Genomic DNA, 21,286 nt, shown 5'->3' with positions numbered 1-21,286 from the left:
CAACAATGTTGTTGTATTAATTTGTCTCATATCCAAAAAAATCATATACATGATTACATATTTCAGTTATTCTGCCAAGAACAGATGTAGAATAATTGTTATAATTTAACTCTTCTTGGTCATTAAATAATATATTTAAACTTGGTAAAATATCTTCTAATTCCTCATTAGTTATATGTCTTTTACCATATTTTGTCTCCATTTCTGATGTTACACTTTTTACTATTTTGCTTAATTCATTCATATATCTATTTTTTTCTTGTTCAGGAGATATATAAGGATTACTAGATAAAGCCTTATTGGTACCAAAAAACTGCCCTATTAATAATGTTAATAATGACAGCTTACTAGGTATATCTATAGAATTTATTACGGTTTGTAAATTTCCTTGGTCATTACCAGGATCATCTATTAAAAGATAATCTGACAAAGATGACTTACTGTTATCTATATCATTATAATATAGATTATAATTTTCATTGTTATCTATATTATTATTTTCTGCTTCAGTTTCATGATTTTGTTTCTTTATTTGAGTATCAGATGGATGATTATTAAATTGTTTTATTAGTTTATAAAAATCATTAAAGGATTTACTCTTGTCAGTAATAGCACCTTCTGCTCCTGGTAGTAAGTTAAAATTTACTAAATTAGATAATTTTTTGCCAGAATTCCATAATATATTACTAGTTTCTCGCTTAACATTTTTATGTTCTAAGTTCTCAGAATTTTTTGATTCGTCCATAAAATAACAATGAGGATAATGCACTAAGACTTTATGATTATTATCTTGTGACCAAAATATACTTACATCATTTAAATTCAGATATTGTTCTTGTTCAATATTCGATAATGGAGAAAAGTTGTAATAACAAAAATAAGATTCTGTACAATTGAGCAATTTATTTTTAAATACTAAACCTTCAGTATTAGGGGAACAATTTTGTAAACCCTGATATTTAATCTCTTGTAATACTAACTCTTCATCTTGATTATATATATTTAAAATATATATAGTACCATTAATTAACAATGTGCCTATCTTGCTATTAGGTAATTTAACTTTAATCCTTAAAACACTTTTAATATCATTATCACTATTATACCAGTCATATTTTGTTTTAGATGTTTCAAAATGAATTAATTGTTGTGATTTCTTAATATCTTCTATTTGTATATCTTGAAAAAATCTTTCATTAATATGTTCAAGCATTACAGTATAGATTCTTGTATTATTCTTTTCGGTATATTCATATATTAATTGTATATCATTTTCTATTTCCCCAGGATTAGTTCTTATAATAGATTCTCTATAATTAGTACCATAGTTTTTAGTAATGTGAATACGTCCTTTTAATGTTATTTTAAAATCTTTTGTATTATCTTCTACTGTTATAAAACTACTACCATCACCAACGTTTATTGCATCTAATATAGTTACATTTTTAGCATCTACTATTAATTTACCCTTTATTAAAAGATTTTCTAGTACCAAATCTTGTTGTGTTTTTAAGTATATAGTTGACACTATATTATCATTACATTGTACTTCTAGTTTTTGAGAGGACAATGTCTTGATATAATTATACTGATTGAATCTAATACTAGTAGAATTAGTATTATCTTTTATTGCAATAGGTGTGTTTAGGCAATTAAATTCATATTGACTAGTAAAACAATGTGTACTAAATGTATTACAGCTAGTATTTAGTATAATATTTATGTGCTGTGTACCAAGTTCATTAGATAGCATAACTTTATGTATCGATGAATTATTACCATATTGATTAATTATAAGTCCATTATTCCTTATATGATAAGGATTCTCATTTATATCATATGTTGTAGAAATCACTTGTAATTGTTCTAGATTATTACCACTGGAGAGTGATATATTACGTTCAATCTCAATAAACCTTATTTGATTTTGATTCATTAATGATGTTGAATGTTCTTGACCTGAATCACTTTTAATATATTTAAAACTATCTTTTAAAAATCTGAGAGAAATAGGAAATATTTCATCATTGGATTTCTGAAAAACAAAAATTATGTTATCAGATAAATTATGTAAGGTAGTATTATTAATATCAAGAGAACCTTCTTTTAAATCTTCTAAAGAAATTTGACTGTTACTAAGTGTAGTATTCATAAAAATAGATATAGGTTTTCCTTTATTATCTCTAAGTAATATACTACCATCAATATTATTTTTTAGAGTAGCATAAATTTTGTTTTCTTTAATAAAATAATTAATGCCATTAATCTGCATATTACTATACTGAAAATGATACAATATTGTACAATTATTAATAGAATTAAATTCTATTATATGCCAATTTGTAAAATTATGTTTATTAAGATAATTATAGTAAACACTACTATTATAATTGGCACTCTCTAAAACTTGATTAAATCTTAAATCATCTTCTAATTTCACTACATTATCATAATTTATTACCTCAATATGCTTATTATCTTGAGATAGCTTATTTGTATTTTTAACAATCTCTAAGACAGACTTCTTATCTTCGATGGTTAGTATGCCATCTCTTTCATCTATTTTTCCTTTTATGGATATGATATTTTTTTTAGGATTATTACTAATCTCGCACCATCCTTGCACGGATCCTCTACTACTACAAACAAAAATAAAATACCAAGGAAAACCTCTATTAGTAAAGGTTATTTCATCTAATACAGATTGTAAATCATCTACTATAAAAGTATAATACGATTTGTACTCAGTATGTAGACCCTTTATAGATAACGTAAAAGCATGCCCATTAAGATGTCGTGCCATATCTATAATAACATCAGAAGCATTTTTATTGTTAATAGTTATCTTTCTAATACTTGGTGCTTCTAATAATATTTTAAAAGTTAGCACATTATGACTTACTTCTAATGTATTATGATGGTGACTTGGTAGTAATGTTGCTGCACCTTTGGCATATAATATTTCTATATTTGGAATATCTATAGTTAATTTCCCATTTATAAGAAGATGTTCTAAGTTAAGCTTTAAGTAATCTTTATTTTTTAAAACAATATGACTGGTGATATCATCTGAATAGATGCTTCTTACTTGCATATCACTTGTATTACCGCTTATATAAGCGTTATATCCTTTAAAGAGCTTTCTATTTAAAAACATTATACTTGTAGAGATAGTATTATCTTCAAATTCAAAAGAGCTAGTACCATCTAGGTAATAGTTACTAATTACACGCTTGCTTTCATCATTTAATATAAAACTATGATTTGTATTACCAAATAATCCAATCCGATCTGGATAAGGTTTATGATATATCTGAGCAGTAACCACATATGGATTAGTAACATTAGTATTATTTTGTTGATGATTATTTAACTTATCTAGCCTACTTAATCCTTCTTTAGTAAAATGTAATTTCATGTCTCCTTCATTAGGATCAAAATTAACATAAATAGATTGTTGCTTTGTACTATTATTGTTACTATACAGTGTTGCAAGACTATCACCAGATATTTGTAATGCAGCAGTGTCAACACAATTGTTGTTTTGTTCATCAATAATTACAGAAGAAATTCTCTTATAACCAGAGTTTTTTTCTAAAAAGACATTATCCTCCATACAGAAACGACTATTTTGAGGCTTAAACTCAATCACGGTATTTCCTACCTGAGGTGCATCATATAACATTTTAGGTACTTTTATTATTACTAAACCATAACTAGTATTTGTTTGAGCAGTCAATCTATCGACTAAAGATAGGTTAAGGTCAACTAATTGTCTTTCTGTAAGTATTGATCGTAACGTATCTTGCTCAAATCCTAAATTCATTAAGAACGCTTCACCAAATGAAATATCTAAGTGATACTGCTTACGTAAGGCTATTGCTCCATAAACTAATTGTTCTGCCATTAATCCTACCCATAATGGACCTAGTTCTAATCCAAATAACTCTGCAACCATTAATCCTATGGTAAAATATTGCTCTCCTAATTGATGTTTGATAATGCCGGCTTCTTCTGAATCAGCAGGTAAACTATTTAATTGTTTATGTAATTCTATAATTGAATGAATAGTGAGTACCTTAAATATAGGACTTGTTAAAGGTAGTTTTTTAAGTAATGCTATTCTACTTTCAGGTAATACTGATCCCAATTTACTTATTAGTGAATCATACATCTTATTAAAAGCCATATCTCCTAACATCATTTCACCAGTTTTTTCTAATCCTTCAAAATTACCAGTGTTCATTGATCTAATGATATCAGGCAAGAAAAATAATGTTTGACTAGTTATCCCAAGTTCATGAGAACGTTTTGAGGCAATAGAATAAAGCTCTTTCACATTTTTTAGTGATGATTCTTTTAATTCAGATGAAATTTCTGGATTTTTTGTCATTTCTTTTTCAAGGACTGACCAAGATAAATTAGATAAATCTTTAATAGTAATAGATTCTGATGTTTTTAACTTGTTGCTAATCTCATTGTGGTAAGAATGTAGTAAACTTTTTGTACTTTCTGGCATATTATTAAGATATGCAGTATCTACTTGGAAGTTATGTTGTTTTACTAAATTAACTAAAGATTTACGTGCTTGCGGATCTAAAGAGGACAAGACACTATGTAATTCTTCCATTCTAATAGAAATTCTTCCAGAATATTTAATAAAAAAATCCTCATGCAATGCCATAAGTTCCGGTACTTTACCATCTAAAAAGAATAACTCTCTTACTACTTTTGCTGGTATTTCCTCTATCTTTGAAAAAGATCCTTTGTCAAGTAATACTAAATCAGAAACAACTTGATCAGGATGCCAAAATTTAGCTTGTTTTATTCTACTGGTAATGCTTTCCGGTACATTTGATTTTAAAGTAAACAAATCATATTCTATACTATTACTACGCCATTTAAAAAATGCTTCAGCATATAATTCTATATCCGGAAAACTTACTCCTTCTTTGGTTTGAAAGCTTTGCCTATAGTTCAAATCTGGACTATGTATCTGATAGCGATTGCCATCATATGATACTAATAAGGAATGTTTACCATTCTCAAATAACCAAGCACGACTTGATAAATCAATTTCTGCTCCTACTAAATCTAATACCCTATCTTTAGGGTATGTATTACAGAAGTCTTGTGCTTCTAGGTAATGAGTTTGTAATAATTCCTGTTCTCGTAAACTATGGTTTATTTCTCCTTCACTAATTATATCTCCTATATTAGTCATATAAGTAAGAACATTGTCTGGCTTGATATTTGGATTAGTAGGTTCTGGATGCTCTAAAGCTACAAGATATGCTATTTGTGAATATAGTCTTGCACTGATTTTAGAAGCTTCTGCTATATTTTCTTCTAATGGCTCATATGGAAATATCTCATCAGTTGCCTTTTCTTGACATAGATCACGTTTAAGACGTTTTTTACTAGGAGAACGAATAGGACAACTTGAGCTAGATGCTTGCAAACCTATATTATCTCTATGTTCCTCTAGATTTTCTAGATTAAATTTCACTTTCTTTGTAGGTGAATCACCACAATCTATTCCTTTCCTCTTTAATATCCCACTCGTACCAGCTTGCTCTCCAATACTTACTCTAACTCTACTACCATCTTGCCCAGATTCTACATTTCTATCACTACTATCTCCTTCTATTATAATCCCATGTTGAGCTTCTAAACTTTGAGTAGGCATTTCTAAAATAGAATCAATCTCTGTCTGTATAATACCTACTTGACTATCTATATGTTGAATTCTTAATTTCGCGATCTCAACAAATTTACTAATTTCTAATTCTTCTTTATTTATCAAAGATCCACACTGTCTTTTATTGCAAATACTTACTTCCGAATCTCCTAAATTACTATCGTCACTCATTTTATCATAAAATTTTCTTGAATATTCATGCATTATTAATGGTAATATCTTTATTACTGGTATATTATTGGCTAATATAATCTTTATAATTAAAGCAGAAATTATTTTTTGAGTATCACTTTTTAATCCAATCACATAAAATTTTTCAGTAATTTGTGAAGATTGTAATTCTAGCAAATCTTGTTTTAACTCCTTAATTAACCTAGTTTGTTGTTCTTGTTTTAGTTGTTCAATACGCTGTGTTTTTTGCACTTCATCCAAATCATCATCATATTCTACTATATCTACATCTACCAGATTATCACTGATTCCATTTGATAGTATTTTTTCAATATTTTCTTTATTATATAACTCTTCTTGATCTGTATCCATGCTAGAATCACTATCTGATCTCCCAGGAGATAATAATCCTTGTTCTAAACCAAAAATAATATTATCTAACGATGATGCACCTTTACTTGAACGCTCATCAACTGATATATCAGGATGTTGTAATACATATTCCTCCCAATCTTCTTTCCATTTATCTTCTTTAACTTTACCAAGTTTTTGTGCCTCGATTAATTTTCTACCAAATTCTTTTTTAGTTAAATATTCCTCTTTCCAGGTTCTGTATTCATCTTGTTGTGTGTGACCTGATAATATTTCGTTTCCTGATTGTTCAAAAAGTTTTAACCATATTCTCAACACTTCAATCGCATCACCTGCTATTACATTAAATCTTTCATTACCTATATTATTATCTTGTATATCTAGTATTTTAAAATAATCTTGTGCTATTTTAGTTATTACAGCTTTAAATTGTCGAAATGATTTCTGAGAAAAATGATGATATATATCTTCTAGCTTTTCATTGAATCCCCTGATTCTATTCCCTTCTTCTCCAAAACTCTTATGTGTTTTAGCCAACTTATACGTAGCTTCCGCTCTTTCGTTCCAATGAGAATATATAAAAGGGATGATACTATCTTCTAGTAATAATCTTAAATCAGCATTAGAAATACTTCTGGTGTTAACTATCTTATCCCTTAAAAACTCAAAAATTACACTTTTCTCATAATCCCTTCCATAAAAGTAACATAATTTACCAAATATTTCTTTAATATTATTAAACTTTTGGTTACTTAGGCTATATTTTAAAGATTTTAAAAATACAGATACTGGTACAACATGATTATTTTCATTACCACTAGTAATTCTTTCTAACTTACTTACCTGAATTGTAAATTTATTCTTTTCCTCTATTACAGATAAGTTTATTTTAAGTTTATCAGTACGATATTCCTTTAATTCTTCAAATACTTTATCTCTTTGCTTATCAGTTGAAGCAAGTACCCATAATGCCTTATCTATTGCTCGAGCATCTTGCTTATTTAGATTGTCATATCTACTCTGTAAACTTTTAGTATCTTTTAAGAAAGATTTGTATGTTTCATCTGTTCTATCAAAATCATTAGGATTATTCTCATCAAAATCGGGATCCGCTACTCTGTCATCATTTACTTCAGGATTATTTTGGCTAGTTACCTCAATATAAGATTGTATATGCTCTGCTAATACACTATCTTTAAATAAATCCTTTACCTTATCTTTTGTTATATTGGTATTTATTCTGGTACTTTTACCTATATCTTTTAAGTATTCTTTTATTATATCTAACCTCTTTTCTCTAATAAACCGTAATATCTCTTGTTGAGTTATTAATAAATTTTTATCAATAGAAGCAACTCCTAAATAACCTAAAGCCTCATTCATTTTACTATTTAGTTCTCTTATTGCCTGAGTACTGTGCTCAGGATAATATTTATCTTTGTACTTTATAAACTCATCATATAAATCTTGAGTATCTTCCTCACTTCTAAAAAAATCTAAAATTGCTTCGGCTTCCTTCTTCAACCATTTCTTCAAACACTTCTGCACAATATCGCGGTCAAATACAGATTTCTTATGTGTCTTTAATATATGTGCTAAATAAGTTGCTGATATTTTACCCTGTTTTTGATATTTCTGTAATGCATTCTCTTGCAACCAACCATTAATGCCTCGTAAAAACTCAGTTTTACTATCTTCCTCTTGAGTTAAAAAATAACCATTAATATTCTGTACTAATTTTTCATCTTGTGGTGCTAGAGGCTGTGCAGCTTGTGGCATAATATTTCCTTGTTTTCGTTAATTATTCAATATTACCTATTAAATCTAATTCAATATTCTCTTGATGATGAAAGTGAACAGTAGGTACAACAAAATTACCTACCAGTAAATCTGCTTGATCCTCATTATTAATACAATTATTGTCTGCTTTGTTGTATATATTAATGTTTTGTATATTATTGCTGGCCGCATCATCATTAATATTATTATTCTGCTGAGCTTGTACTGGATTTATCTTTCCTTCTATTATTGCTATTAAATCTTTAGATATCTTGTCACTCTTAGATAACTGATTAATGCCATACAATTGTTCTTGCTTTAACTTATCCCAAATACTTGGTATGTTGCTTATTAAGAATGCATATCCATCGGAAATTTTTTGTATATAATTATTATATTCTATCTTAGTGCTAAGTAATTTATCAATATTTAGTTCTTCTGTTAAACGACCCTGATAATAAATATTATTATAAAAATGTACCCAAAACTTATTTTTTATTTCTTCATCAAAATAATCTACTAACTTTGCAAAATCTTTGGACTTATCTTTAGCTTCTTTAAATAATTCTAAATCCCATTTTTCTACCGCTTTTGCAAATATTTCAATAGCTTCCCTATCATTTAATTTTACTTCCTTGTTATTACGTGTCCTTCCCTCATTATCTATTACACTTATATCCCAAGATAAGTTTTTTTCTCCTTTTTCGCTTTTTTTAACAGTTCTAGTAATTAGCTGTTCTACTACTTCACATATTATTTCTTCGTGTTCGATAGTATCTTTTATTTGATCTATTATATCTAATATTTCATCTTCTTCACTACTATAATTACTTTTCCCTTCATTATCTTGAAACTCAATTTTATACTTATCTACAATTTCTTGGTGAGCAATTTTATAGTTACTACTTGGTACTTCAATGACTTTTTTAATATCCTCATCTATATTTATTGGATTATCAATATTATTGATTCTTAGCTTAATTACTTCTATAAACTTACCAATATCTATTCCTTCACTTTTTATTAATGTTCCACTTCTTCTAGTACATAAAATATCTATTGCAATATCATCTAATACACTTTGCATATTAAGGTCATTATATATTGACCTTGAATATTTGTGTAATATTACTGGAATGACATCTATTATAAGTTCATCATCTTGTTTAAGGAACCTAATAATAGAAGCTGCTGTAATAACAGCATTATTATCTTTTTGTCCAAGTACATAAAATTTTTCTGTTAATTGTGATGATTCAAATTTATAGAGATCAAATTTTAATTTCTTTATTAATTTTTTTTGTTGTTTATTCCATTGCTCTTCTTTTTCCTTATTAACATCATAATCAAAGATATCTAAATCTATTACTTTATCTTGCATATGATGTAACAATACCAACTTAATATTTTTATTGGAATAGAGTTCTGTATTAGTTAACATATTATTAGAGTCCCGATTAGTTGAATATTTTTCAGAATCATCTACTAGTTTACTTTTCTTATTTATTGTATTAATTTGTATACTCTCCTTGATTACACAATCCAATTTTCTTTTAGTCATGTTTAACCACCATGAAATAAGTTTAAAAAAATTATATCATCCTATTGCCATAATTTTAGTATTAAAATTATTAACTGTAAATTTATTTTAAATGCATTGAAATAAACATTAACAACTCAAAAATTATTGATAATCTTACGAAATAGTTAAAAAATCAAGAAGTTCTGAGACCTATACCAAACCTAATTACTAATATTATTGATTTATCCTTTACTATAACGACTCTTAGCAAAAGAACTATCTATAGTAACACTAATAGATTTAGCAATCATATTAACCTTCAGTTAATTCTTGACTCATATATTTTTATTTTTTGTAGCAATCTAATGCTGTATCATGAGCAATAATTTTTAATATCTCACCTTACAATTACTATATTCCTGTAATATTAACTTAACTGTTTAGTTCCATATTGTGATGCGTGAGTAAGAGGAATAAATTATACTGCATTATTATATAAATTTAATTTTTTATAATTTGCAGTTATATTTAAACAATGTGTGTGTAATTGTCTTGCAACATTTGGTATTTTAAGATAAGTAGCAACAGTTAAGAAGACCTGTAGAGTTTCTAAAATTGTTCTCCATCCTTTCTCAGGAGGTTTAGCTCCTACCGTTTGTATATTATGTAATCGATCAAATAATTTAATTAATAGTAAATCTTTTTTCTTCTGCTGATACAATATTTCAACCATTTCTGCTGAACTAATTTTTTTATCATTTTTAACTCGTGTTAAATCTTCAACCTGATTAGCAATTTTATAGCCAAATTCTTTTATAATCATTTCTTTAGTAAGCAATGTATCTTCAATACAATCATGCAATATGCTAGTTACTATGATATCCGTTCTAAATAAATAATCAGAAATCATATATGCTACTTCTAAAGGATGTGAGTAATAAAATTCTCCTGTTTCTCTTTTTTGCTTTCCGTGATACTTTTTAGCAAAATAAATTGCTTTTTTAATTTTATTAAGATCAATTCTATTTCTAGAAATCTTATTAATAAGCATGATCTTCGTTAATAGTCTTTTACTATATAGGCAATTTGATAGAGCTGTAATTTTTATTTTGTCTAGCTCAAAATCTATACCTTTAGGTTTTAACTTTCCTATAATAGGATCTATAGTTTTTTGATGATTTTCTTGACTTCTTGCCATATATCAATCCCTACTATAATTTTATTTAAGTGTAGCAAGTAAATCGCAATAATCAAGAAAATCATTATTATTAGTGAATGCATAATCATCAAAACCTTATAAGTCTCAACATTATGTATCATAAATCAGATCATCAAGAAGAGGTAACTTAATTGGTATATTACAGACAATAGTAGTACTTTTACCTTTTTCACTTGTTACTTTAATCTCTCCATTTAACTCACCAATTAGACGCTTTACAAAACTTAATCCTGATCCAAGTCCATGATATTGCATAGCAACATCAAATTTATCAATCTTTTCATGAAGATGTTGCCTGATTTCTTTACCAATACCACTATCATGCACTATAAATTGGAATACCATTTCTCTGTGTTGTTGTTCTAATTCTGAAACGGCTGGACTAATAGCAAACATGTTCACTGTTACCACAACTTTGCCTTCTTTAGTAAATTTAATAGCATTATCTATTAACTGCTCTAATATTGCCCCTATTCGATAAGTATCACTAATTATAGCATTTGTTAAATCATACTGAAAATTACAAGATAAATTTAATCCCTTACGTTGAGCTATTGGCATCGCTTTATCAATAATCTTATTTACTAGCTGTTTTGGATCAAACTTATTTAAAACTATAGGAGGTAATCCAGAATTATTCTGTAGATAACTAAGTATATTGTTATAATAATCTAGTAATTCTTCAGCACAATTTACTACACTAGCTAAATAATCCTTTTTTCAGGATTATCTTCTATTTCATAAAGAGCTGTTACTAATGAAAAAATTCCGTTACATGGAATCTTTAATCCATGTACCATATTTTGAACTACATCTCTTTTAAATAACTCAGATTCTTTCAATTTATTATTTGCTTCTTGTAATTCTAATTTATATTTAATTATATCAGCATAATTTGTGATCGTCGAGTTAATGATATTCTCTTCTTGCTGATATTGGTATTAATGTGACAGATATGGGAGATAATTGAAGATTCCAATTTGTTTTAGTAAGATTAGTAATATTATGATTATCTTTTGGTTGATTTTGATTTCTAATTGTCATAACATTTCCTTGCTGTTAAAGTTCAGAAAACAGCTCAGAGGTTAAGGTGATAAAATTTTGTTGTTTTTAACTTAGCCTCTGAACTCAGAACTGCACCATGCAGCTCTCAACAAGGACAGATATCACTACAATTCTTTGAAGTACAGAGGATTTAAAAGCTTTTTGACAGATTTTTATACAATTAGGCAAACAGTTGCACAAATGAGACACAGCTAAATTACTATTGTTTATTAGCTCAACTCTTTATCTATTACATCTAAATCCAAAGTAGCATTAATTATGCTACAAAAAACATCAGAAATCCCTTGTAATACAGTATTTTGCTGGCATTTAAGCCTACTTTATATTATAATTATAGTATAAATATTTTAATAATGATTTCATGTCAGTAAAAACTTTAGATAAACCGCAACCATTCTTACAATGGGTTGGCGGTAAAAGAAAAATAGTTGATCAATTAATGTCCCCTTTCGGGGATAAGAAATCCCTCGCCTTCAGGCGAAGGGAAGATATAATGAAATTGCTTTAGCAATGAATTTATGTCAAGAACTATGAGAAGTTATAGAAAGAATAGTCATAGTCAGTATGATTTAAAAGTGCATCTTATATGGATACCAAAATATAGGAAGAGAGTATTGATAGGCAAAGTAGCGGAAAGGGCTAGAGATTTACTAAGGCAGATTTGTATGGAACATGAAGTATATATAATTTCAGGGAAAATATCATGTGATCACGTGCATATGTTTATCTCATATAAGCCGCAAATATCTCTTAGCAAGTTAGTACAGTATTTAAAAGATAGTAGCTCAAGAATTTTATTGCAAGAATTTGCTCATTTAAGAAAACAATTTTGGGGTAATCATTTGTGGGCTAGGGGCTATATAGCTGTCAGCTCAGGTAATATAACTGATGAAATGATACAGCACTATATTGATGAACAAGAAGGTGAACCTGTGAATGATAATCGATTTCTAATCGATTCCACTTTATAACCCCTCAGCTTATAGCTGAGGGTTGTTTAGTTAAATTTATTCCTGCGAAATTAAACAACTACTATGAACCATTTCTTGGTGGTGGGGCTTTATTTTTTCAAGTTAGAGATAAATTTAAACAATGCTATTTATCTGATATTAATCTAGAGCTAGTAACGTCCTATAACACAATAAAGAAGAATCCAGAGCAAGGTCAGTAAACTATTAGACTCTCATAAAGAAAAACATTCTAAAGAGCATTATTACCAAGTTAGAAGTAGTAATGACAGTAATGACCCAACGAAGATTACTGCAAGATTTATCTATCTTAATAGATATTCATTTAAAGGCATTTACCGGATTAATATTGATGGAAAACCAGCTCAAACTTTCTCTGGTAGGAATTATAGTAAATCTGATCTTGCCTTTAGATTAAAACAGTGTAGTCAGCTTTTAGCTGGCACATTTATTTGTGCTATGGATTTTTCTTTCATTGAACCACAAAAAGAGGATTTTGTTTATTTCGATCCACCTTATCACAAATCTGGTGAGAAATTTTATACTAGATTGCCATTTGATGAACAAGGACAAACGAGACTAAGAGATTTTGCTAAGGAACTAGATAATAAAGCTGTTAAGTTTATGATTTCTAATAGTGATACTCCTTTTATTAAAAGCTTGTACAAAGATTTTAACATTAATATTATCAAGGTTACCTATTCTATGCCCCAAACAAGAAAAACTTCTGATGAAGTAATTATTACAAATTACTAGTTTTTAAGTAGTAATCTTGTAATTATCATTCCATCCAATTAATTCAAAACTACAATTTTGAGTTTGAAAAGCAGTTTTTAAGTCTTGCATGTGACGATTTCTAATGTAATAATCGTAAAAGGCGGAAGTAGATTTGAGAGTTACTTTTTTATTGATGTCGTCTTCTTGTACCACTATTAATTTACTAAAGGTAGCGATATCAATATATTTATTGTGTCGTTCAATTAAAAACTTTCTAGCTTTATACCATAATGAATCAGGATTTAATTGCTTAGCTAGTTCAAGCAAATAAGCATTGTTTTCATCTTTAGTATTATTTCCTTGTGTTGCTGATATAGATTGCTTGCATGGTGTAATTTGTAACTTTGTTATTTTATTACCATACACCATTTGTACTTGCTGTAATATTTTAGTTTTAATATGTTCTGATAAGGCAATATCTTTTAACAATTTGAACTGAAATTGATTTTCTACCACTTTACCAAATGCACAAGAAGTCAGTAATGAATAAGCTGTATCAGTATCAAAAATGCCAGAAATTTTACGTTTTAACTGAGCATGCCGACTAGTATCAGTACTATATTCTATCTTTTGTAAGTACTGCTCTTTAGCTTTATTGTCATTACTAGATTTAAATTGGAAATTGCTAGAATTAGCTTTAGTAGTTTCTCGTAGTTCATGGCTTAAAGCTTTAGCCATATAGTTCAACAGCACTTATCTTATGACCAAAATGATGATTTGAATATTCCCCAGCTAACTTTAATAACAATTTATTGATAAAGTCTAAGTTAAATTCTCGATTTGATTTAATCTGCAATAAATCAGCATCTTCTTGAGTTAGAGGATAAAAATCAGCTAATCTTTTTCTTCTGAACCAGCTATTTTTATGGTTTACAACTGGAATGCCTAAAGTATTAAAGCAATTTGATTTTACTACTGTCTGACGTTTCTGTAAAACTTGCGGAATAACTTTTTGTAATGTTGTACTGAGTGGCAAAGCAGTTGTCATAGGATTTTCAGTAGATGCTCTAGTATTATCAACTACTTGTTGTTCATCTGATAGTTTTTGTTCAGATTGTAAATTTTGTTCAAGCTGTTGTTGTGGTAATTGTTGGTTAATATTGATTTGATTTTGTTCATTTTTAAAAGTTTCAGATTTGGTATATCTAGATTTATTAGATATATCTTTATTATTATCTATATATATAGAGTGGTCAAAACTTTTTTGGGGTTGAGCCAAAAAATCTTTGGGGTTAGCCCCAAAAGTTTTTTGGGTTGAGTATAAAATTTTTTCATTTTCAGTAGAAATTGATTGAGAATAAGGCTGGAAATTTTTAGCAAGTTTAATACAAGGAGTATTACGACATTTAATGCCATATTTAACAACTGTTGCGTTGTAAACTTGAATAAAACCACTTTTTTGTAACTCAACTAGGCATTGTCTTACACGTTCTTGACAAACACTCAAGTGTTCTTGAAAGAAATGATAGGTTTCCTTAAGTTCATCAATGCTATTATTATGATAGATTTGCAAGCGAAAGACTATTAGAGATAAAAGATGCCTTGCAGTTTTACTTAATATTTTTCCATTATGAGATGAGAGATTATTCCATTCAGGTGGGATAAAATTGCCAACAAAATTATAGAAAATGATTGCATTTTGATCATCAAAGTTATGCATTGCACAATCATTAGTAAAATGCGATGAGCATATAGTGAGCATACGGAGTATGTAGGTAAAATTAGCAGATTAAGAAAAGCTTGGAGATATGGTGGTGGGCGATAGAGGATTCGAACCTCTGACCTTTACGATGTCAACGTAATGCTCTAACCAACTGAGCTAATCACCCTTAGAGGTATCTGTAAAGTAATTTTAACTGATAATTAAAGAACTTATTATAGCGAAAATTAATAAGTTTTTTGCTAGAATAGCTAGTTACTATTTCAAAAAAACTTATAATTTGTAGCAAAAAAGAACTTAATTAGCTTTAAAACTATTTTATAGATAGCCTCTTATAATTTTAAATTCTATATTTATTGCATAATGTACTAGATTTCAAGCTTTATTTCCATTATTTATAATATTTTATTATTTAGTCTATAATTTTATGGTGGATTTAAAAACTAAAGCCTTTGATATTTCTCAAAATTTTACTATTTCTCTTGATGGTCCTGCTGCTTCAGGTAAGGGGACTATCGGTTTAATACTGGCAAAGAAATTTTCTCTTAAATATTTTCAGTCAAGTATTGTTTATAGGCAGCTTGCTTTTGACTGTATTAGTCAAAAAATAGATATCACTGATATAGATGCAGTAATTGCTTTATCTAAAGAATTAAAGCTCGATAATACTAGACATCTTTCCAAAGTCGCTTATAGAGAGGAATTTAAAGGAGACACGGAACGCAGCACCGCAGCGTACACAAGCGATCGCGCAGATGTGAGTCTAGGCTCGACGTATAAATTACCTCTAGAAGTAGAATTTGGGAAGATGTCTAACCTTGACTTAGAGAATGAGAATATAGGAGATATAGCATCGCAAATTGCTGTAATAAGTGAAGTTAGAAATAATTTAAACAAATACCTGATTAATCTAGTAAAAACAACGCCTAGAATCATTATGGAGGGTAGGGATATAGGCACTGTTGTTGCACCTGACGCCGATTTAAAGATTTTTATAACTGCAAATCCTCAAATTAGGGCTGAAAGACGATATAAACAGTTGCAAGCAAAAGGAAAAACATGTATACTCGATGAGATTTTACGGCAAATAATTTTGCGAGATAAAAGAGATAAAGAGCGAAAAGCTGCACCGTTATTACCAGCTTCAGATGCTTTAATTATCGATACTTCAGAGCTTTCGGCAATGGAAGTCGTAGAAGAAGTAACAAATTACATAAAGAATAAAATAACTTGAAAGTAACCAGTCTTGTTGCCTGGCTCAAAAAACTTATCTGTCACCCCGTGGCTTGACCACGGGGTCTAGCTTAAAATACTAATTGGTATTTTAAATTGTTTTTTTGGATACCGTGGTCAAGCCACGGGGTGACATTTTGAGTACTTTTTGGTCCATGCAACAAACTTCATACAACTTTCAAAGTGCTAGGTTATTTTATTCAATTTTATTAACCTTTTAAAAAAAATTTATTAGTTTAGGTTCTATGAACATTTCTAATTGATTTGCTATTTTGAGGTATTTTTTAGCGAAAATTAATAAGATTTTTGCCGGAATAATTATTCACATTTCAAAAAAATCTTATAATTTGCAGCAAAAAATAACCAAAATTAAATCTTTTTAGAAATGTTCATAGAACCTAGGGCACTTTAGCTAATATTACGAGAAAAATATGCCAATAAAACTAAAACAACGATTTGTTCCACAACTTGCAACAATTAATCACGAATTTGAAGAAGATTTTTCTAAAATGCTTGAAACCGTTGATACAAGTCATATAAAAGAAAAAACGGTAGTTAAAGGTCAAGTAATCGAAATAAAAAACGATATGATTATTGTTGACGTTGGATTAAAAAATGAAGGTAGAATACCTAAGTCTGAATTTTTAGCTTTACCTGAAGTTGGGGACGTAGTTGAAGTTTTCATCGAAAAAATTGAAGGACGTAACGGCAGAACGATATTGAGCCGTGAAAAAGCAGTTAAAGAAGAATTATGGGGACAACTAGAAATCATGTGTTCCAAGGGCGAATTTGTCGACGGTACGATTTTCGGTCGTGTGAAAGGAGGCTTTACCGTGGATTTATCCGGTGTAGTAGCATTCTTACCGGGAAGCCAAGTTGACGTTAGACCTATTAAAGATCCTACTTCTATAATGAATATCAAGCAACCGTTTAAAATTTTAAGCATGGATAAAAAGCTTGGTAATATAGTAGTTTCAAGAAGAGCTATCTTAGAAGAATCACGTTCCGAAGCTAGAGATGAGATGCTATCTAAAATTAAAGAAGGCATGGTGTTAGAAGGAACTGTAAAAAACATTACTGATTACGGTGCATTTATCGATCTTGGAAGTGTTGACGGTTTATTACATTTAACCGATATTTCTTGGGGAAGAGTTAACCATCCTTCAGAAATGTTAGAATTTAACCAAAAGGTTAAAGTAATGGTTATTAAGTTTGATGAAAAAACCAAAAGAATATCACTTGGTATAAAACAACTTGATTCTAACCCATGGGAAGCAATTAAAGAAGAGTTCCCGGTCGGCAAAAAAATGACGGGTAAAGTTACAAATTTTGCTGATTACGGCGTATTTATAGAGTTAAAAGACGGGCTAGAAGGACTTGTTCATTCAAGCGAAATTAGTTGGTTAAAATCTAATCAGAATCCTAGAAAAACGCTAACTATCGGTCAGGAAGTAGAATTCGTAGTTTTAGAGGTTGATACCGAAAAGCATCGTGTTTCTTTAAGTATTAAACAATGCCAAGAAAATCCTTTAATAAAGTTCGCTGAAAATAATCCTGTTGGTACTGTAATTAAAGCACCGATTAGAAATATTACGGATTTCAGTATTTTTGTTGCACTCGGTAATAATATGGACGGCATGATTCATGAAAGTGATATTAGCTGGGAAGATAAAGGAACGGATCTATTAAAATCATACAAAAAAGGTGACGAAATAGAATGCAAAGTTCTAGCCATTAATATTGAAAAAGAACAAGTTAGTTTAGGTATAAAACAATTGTCGCCGAATCCATATCAAGAAATCAGTGATGAATATAAAAAAGGCACAATAGTTAAAGCCCTTATAGCAGAAGTTAAAGATGATGGACTCGAAGTATTATTAAACAATAAAGTAGCAGGTTTTATTAAAAGAACTGAACTATCGGATGAAAAAGACGAGCAGAAGCCTGAAATGTTTAAAATAGACGAAGAAATAGAAGCAAAAGTTGTTTCTATCGAGAAATCAACCGGTAGAATTTTATTATCGGTAAAAGCTCATAAAATAGCAGAACGTCAAAAAGCTCTCAAAGAATATGGTTCTAGTGATAATACTACCAATATGGGAGATATACTTGCTAATGCTTTAGAAGATAAGAAGTAATAATCTATAAGTCATTGCGAGGAGAAACTGTAAGTTTCGACTAAGCAATCTCAGGAGTTCTATGCTACTTCATGAGATTGCCACGTCGGTTCTCGCAATGACGAAAAGCTATTTAATTCATCAATTTCAGGAGAAAATATTAATGTCGTATGTACCGATAGTAATTGAACAAACATCACGCGGTGAACGTGCTTATGATATATATTCAAGATTGCTAAAAGAACGTATAATCTTTGTATGTAGTACTGTTGAAGATCATATGACAAACTTAATTGTTGCACAATTATTGTTTCTTGAAGCAGAAAATCCTAAAAAAGATATATATATGTATATCAATTCCCCCGGAGGAGTTGTAACCGCAGGTCTTGCGATTTATGACACAATGCAATATATAAAACCTAAAGTGGCTACATTATGCATAGGTCAAGCTTGTTCTATGGGTTCACTTTTACTTTGCGGAGGCGAGAAGGGAATGCGTTATAGTTTACCTCATAGCCGTATTATGATCCATCAACCGTCAGGAGGTTATAAAGGACAAGCTACCGATATAGAAATCCACGCTCAAGAAACCCTAAAAATCAAAAGGTTACTTAACGAATTGTATAGTAAACATACTAGACAAGAGTTAAAACATATCGAAAAAAGTATGGAACGTGATAATTTCATGTCACCGGAAGAAGCAAAAAAATTTGGAATAATAGATAATATAATTTCTTCTAGAGATGCTATGACAATGTCAGCAAAATAAAGATTAAATTTTATAAAAAAATCTTATAGATTTAGTTTTATTATTATATAAGAGATAGTCAATTCAGTGGGATTTGCATATAAGGAGCGAAGAGTTAAGTCTAAATAATGGGATAGCGACGAGTGACGATGTAGGCGAGTCCAAATCAATTGACTATATTGGGGTCATAGCTCAGTTGGTAGAGTGTTTGAATGGCATTCAAAAGGTCGGGGGTTCGATTCCCCCTGGCTCCACCACCTTACAATCAACCTTTTCGTACTTTGCTAATTTTTCCTCCATACTCTGTATGCTCACTATATGCTTATCGCGTTTTTAAAAATAGTACTATAATTGTCTTGAATACCTCTTCTAAACTAATGTTTAAGTCGAGGCCTTATGCTTACTATATGCTCATCGCATTTTACTAATGATTGTGCAAAGCATAATTTTGATGATCAAAATGCAATCATTTTCTATAATTTTATTGGCAATTTTATCCCTCCTGAATGGAGTGATCTCTCATCGCATAATGGCAAAATATTAAGTAAAACTGCAAGGCAACTGCTATCTCTAATAGTCTTTCGCTTGCAAATCTATCATAATAATAGGATAGATGAACTCCAAGAAACTTATAACTTCTTTGAACAGTCTTTAGGAGTTTGCCAAGAACGGGTTAGACAATGTTTGCTGGAGTTGCAGAAAGCTGGCTTTATTGATCTTCGTAAAGCAACCATAGTCAAATATGGCATTAAGTGTCGTAATGTCCCTTGTATTAAACTGGCAAGAATTTTCCAACCTCATTCTCAAAAAATTTCTAGTGAAGATGAAAAAATTTTAGACTCAACTCAAAAAAACTTTGGGGCTAACCCAAAAGAATTTTTGCCTCAACCCCAAAAAAGTTTGGATCACTGGATCACTATATATATAATAATAAAAATATATCTAATAAATCTAGATATGGCAAATCTGAAATTTTTCAAAATGAAAAAAATCAAGTTGATGCTAATGAAATTGATAATAACCAGCAATTACCACAACAACAGCTTGAACAAAATTTACAATTTGAACAAAAACTATCAGATAAACTACAAGTAGTTGATAATACTAGAGCATCTACTGAAAACTCTATGACAAATGCTTTACCACTCAGTACAACATTACAACAAATCGAGAATTTAACTTAGACTTTATCAATAAGTTGCTATTAAAGCTAGCTGAGGAATATTCAAATCATCATTTTGGTCATAAGAAAGTGCTATTGAACTATATGGCTAAAGCTTTAAGCAATGAACTACGAGAAACTACTCAAGCTAATTCTAGCAATTTCCAATTTAAATCTAGTGATGAAAATAAAACTAAAGAGCGGTACTTACAGAAGATAGAATATAGTACTGATAATAGCCAAAAGGCTCAATTAAAACGTATAGTGTTTTTGATACTGATACAGCTTATCAATTGTTAACTTCTTGTACATTTGGTAAAGTTCTAGAAGAGCAATTTCAGCTCAAATTGTTAAAAGATATTTCCTTATCAGAACATGTTAAAACTAAAATATTACAGCAAGTACAAATAGTGTATGGTGATAAAATAACAAAGTTGCAAATTATGCCATGCAAGCGATCTATATCAACAACACAAGGAAATAATACTAAAGATGAAAATTATATTTACTTGAACTAGCTAACCAGTTGAATCCTGATTCATTATGGTATAAAGCTAGAAAGTTTTTAATTGAACGATACAATAAATATGTTGATATCGCTACCTTTAGTAAATTAATAGTGGTAAAAGAAGATAACATCAATAAAAAAGTAACTCTTAAACCCATTTCAGTTTTTTATGATTATTACATTAGAGATCGTTATATGCAAGCTTTAAAAGCCGCCTTGCAAGCTCAAAATTGTAGCTTAGAATTAATTAGCTGGAATGATAATTACAGTATTATTAATTAAAA

The 21,286-nt window shown here is 29.3% G+C and carries 14 protein-coding genes, 2 tRNA genes and 2 pseudogenes; 11 read left to right on the top strand and 7 right to left on the bottom strand.

Annotation, left to right across the window (positions count from 1 at the left end; genetic code table 11):
• Positions 1 to 16: 16 nt before the first annotated feature.
• From REIP_RS11775 to REIP_RS13745, 4 genes and pseudogenes are all read right to left on the bottom strand, one after another.
• Positions 17 to 8,023 (bottom strand): hypothetical protein, encoded by an 8,007-nt coding sequence (locus REIP_RS11775; RefSeq protein ID WP_197069209.1) that lies wholly within the window; start codon positions 8,021 to 8,023, stop codon positions 17 to 19.
• A gap of 22 nt (positions 8,024 to 8,045) precedes the next feature.
• Entirely contained in the window at positions 8,046 to 9,464 is a 1,419-nt protein-coding gene (locus REIP_RS06200; RefSeq protein WP_156147444.1) for a hypothetical protein, read from the bottom strand.
• A gap of 559 nt (positions 9,465 to 10,023) precedes the next feature.
• Positions 10,024 to 10,743, bottom strand: coding sequence for an HD domain-containing protein (locus REIP_RS06195; protein ID WP_045804087.1), 720 nt, complete (start codon positions 10,741 to 10,743; stop codon positions 10,024 to 10,026).
• Between the two features lie 111 nt (positions 10,744 to 10,854).
• A pseudogene (locus REIP_RS13745) lies at positions 10,855 to 11,808 on the bottom strand (sensor histidine kinase).
• Between the two features lie 382 nt (positions 11,809 to 12,190).
• Between REIP_RS13745 and REIP_RS12700 the strand changes: the two are divergent.
• The 3 genes and pseudogenes from REIP_RS12700 to REIP_RS06180 all read left to right on the top strand — a co-directional run bounded on the left by REIP_RS12700 (position 12,191) and on the right by REIP_RS06180 (position 13,553).
• A complete protein-coding gene (locus REIP_RS12700; RefSeq protein WP_231569274.1) occupies positions 12,191 to 12,337 on the top strand; it encodes a hypothetical protein in 147 nt (48 codons plus the stop codon).
• Positions 12,338 to 12,359: 22 nt separating this feature from the next.
• Positions 12,360 to 12,800, top strand: coding sequence for an IS200/IS605 family transposase (tnpA, locus tag REIP_RS06185; RefSeq protein ID WP_045804086.1), 441 nt, complete (start codon positions 12,360 to 12,362; stop codon positions 12,798 to 12,800).
• Positions 12,797 to 13,553, top strand: a pseudogene (locus REIP_RS06180) (DNA adenine methylase). Before tnpA ends, REIP_RS06180 begins: the two are co-directional and overlap by 4 nt.
• A 3-nt stretch (positions 13,554 to 13,556) precedes the next feature.
• On the opposite strand, the gene REIP_RS12695 reads toward REIP_RS06180, so the two are convergent.
• From REIP_RS12695 to REIP_RS06170, 3 genes are all read right to left on the bottom strand, one after another.
• Positions 13,557 to 14,252: a hypothetical protein gene (locus REIP_RS12695; protein WP_231569272.1), complete on the bottom strand. Its 696-nt coding sequence runs from the start codon at positions 14,250 to 14,252 to the stop codon at positions 13,557 to 13,559.
• Positions 14,245 to 15,234 (bottom strand): hypothetical protein, encoded by a 990-nt coding sequence (locus REIP_RS12690; protein ID WP_231569271.1) that lies wholly within the window; start codon positions 15,232 to 15,234, stop codon positions 14,245 to 14,247. Before REIP_RS12690 ends, REIP_RS12695 begins: the two co-directional genes overlap by 8 nt.
• A gap of 92 nt (positions 15,235 to 15,326) precedes the next feature.
• Positions 15,327 to 15,403: transfer RNA gene (locus REIP_RS06170), tRNA-Val, on the bottom strand.
• 258 nt (positions 15,404 to 15,661) lie between these two features.
• Here REIP_RS06170 and REIP_RS06165 point away from each other — a divergent pair.
• From REIP_RS06165 to REIP_RS12670, 8 genes are all read left to right on the top strand, one after another.
• On the top strand, positions 15,662 to 16,468 hold the full coding sequence (locus REIP_RS06165) for a (d)CMP kinase (RefSeq protein ID WP_045804085.1): 807 nt from the start codon (positions 15,662 to 15,664) through the stop codon (positions 16,466 to 16,468).
• A gap of 430 nt (positions 16,469 to 16,898) precedes the next feature.
• The gene (locus REIP_RS06160; RefSeq protein WP_045804084.1) at positions 16,899 to 18,605 is read left to right on the top strand and encodes a 30S ribosomal protein S1; all 1,707 of its coding nucleotides are present in this window, start codon (positions 16,899 to 16,901) and stop codon (positions 18,603 to 18,605) included.
• Between the two features lie 142 nt (positions 18,606 to 18,747).
• Complete coding sequence (clpP, locus tag REIP_RS06155; RefSeq protein ID WP_037231890.1) at positions 18,748 to 19,353, top strand: ATP-dependent Clp endopeptidase proteolytic subunit ClpP; 606 nt, start codon at positions 18,748 to 18,750, stop codon at positions 19,351 to 19,353.
• Between the two features lie 160 nt (positions 19,354 to 19,513).
• Positions 19,514 to 19,589, top strand: a tRNA-Ala gene (locus tag REIP_RS06150).
• A gap of 139 nt (positions 19,590 to 19,728) precedes the next feature.
• Entirely contained in the window at positions 19,729 to 20,427 is a 699-nt protein-coding gene (locus REIP_RS12685) for a hypothetical protein (RefSeq protein WP_231569270.1), read from the top strand.
• Positions 20,428 to 20,599: 172 nt separating this feature from the next.
• Positions 20,600 to 20,794 (top strand): hypothetical protein, encoded by a 195-nt coding sequence (locus tag REIP_RS12680; RefSeq protein WP_231569269.1) that lies wholly within the window; start codon positions 20,600 to 20,602, stop codon positions 20,792 to 20,794.
• Between the two features lie 47 nt (positions 20,795 to 20,841).
• Positions 20,842 to 21,012, top strand: coding sequence for a hypothetical protein (locus tag REIP_RS12675; RefSeq protein WP_231569268.1), 171 nt, complete (start codon positions 20,842 to 20,844; stop codon positions 21,010 to 21,012).
• A gap of 8 nt (positions 21,013 to 21,020) precedes the next feature.
• Entirely contained in the window at positions 21,021 to 21,284 is a 264-nt protein-coding gene (locus REIP_RS12670) for a hypothetical protein (protein ID WP_231569267.1), read from the top strand.
• Positions 21,285 to 21,286: the final 2 nt, after the last annotated feature.

Origin of the sequence: Rickettsia endosymbiont of Ixodes pacificus (genome assembly GCF_000965155.1) — a bacterium.
GTDB classification, from domain to species: domain Bacteria; phylum Pseudomonadota; class Alphaproteobacteria; order Rickettsiales; family Rickettsiaceae; genus Rickettsia; species Rickettsia tamurae.
Note: the sequence above shows the minus strand (reverse complement) of the source record. Positions and strands in the feature narration are given on the sequence as shown.

What these genes read in the sequence shown, in the direction of transcription:
- REIP_RS12680 (WP_231569269.1), top strand. Translation starts at nt 20,600, where the DNA reads ATGGCTAAAGCTTTAAGCAATGAACTACGAGAAACTACTCAAGCTAAT.
- REIP_RS11775 (WP_197069209.1), bottom strand. Translation starts at nt 8,023, where the DNA reads ATGCCACAAGCTGCACAGCCTCTAGCACCACAAGATGAAAAATTAGTA.
- tnpA (WP_045804086.1), top strand. Translation starts at nt 12,360, where the DNA reads ATGAGAAGTTATAGAAAGAATAGTCATAGTCAGTATGATTTAAAAGTG.
- REIP_RS06165 (WP_045804085.1), top strand. Translation starts at nt 15,662, where the DNA reads ATGGTGGATTTAAAAACTAAAGCCTTTGATATTTCTCAAAATTTTACT.
- clpP (WP_037231890.1), top strand. Translation starts at nt 18,748, where the DNA reads ATGTCGTATGTACCGATAGTAATTGAACAAACATCACGCGGTGAACGT.
- REIP_RS06200 (WP_156147444.1), bottom strand. Translation starts at nt 9,464, where the DNA reads ATGTTAACTAATACAGAACTCTATTCCAATAAAAATATTAAGTTGGTA.
- REIP_RS12685 (WP_231569270.1), top strand. Translation starts at nt 19,729, where the DNA reads ATGCTTACTATATGCTCATCGCATTTTACTAATGATTGTGCAAAGCAT.
- REIP_RS06195 (WP_045804087.1), bottom strand. Translation starts at nt 10,743, where the DNA reads ATGGCAAGAAGTCAAGAAAATCATCAAAAAACTATAGATCCTATTATA.
- REIP_RS12700 (WP_231569274.1), top strand. Translation starts at nt 12,191, where the DNA reads ATGTCAGTAAAAACTTTAGATAAACCGCAACCATTCTTACAATGGGTT.
- REIP_RS06160 (WP_045804084.1), top strand. Translation starts at nt 16,899, where the DNA reads ATGCCAATAAAACTAAAACAACGATTTGTTCCACAACTTGCAACAATT.
- REIP_RS12695 (WP_231569272.1), bottom strand. Translation starts at nt 14,252, where the DNA reads ATGGCTAAAGCTTTAAGCCATGAACTACGAGAAACTACTAAAGCTAAT.
- REIP_RS12690 (WP_231569271.1), bottom strand. Translation starts at nt 15,234, where the DNA reads ATGCATAACTTTGATGATCAAAATGCAATCATTTTCTATAATTTTGTT.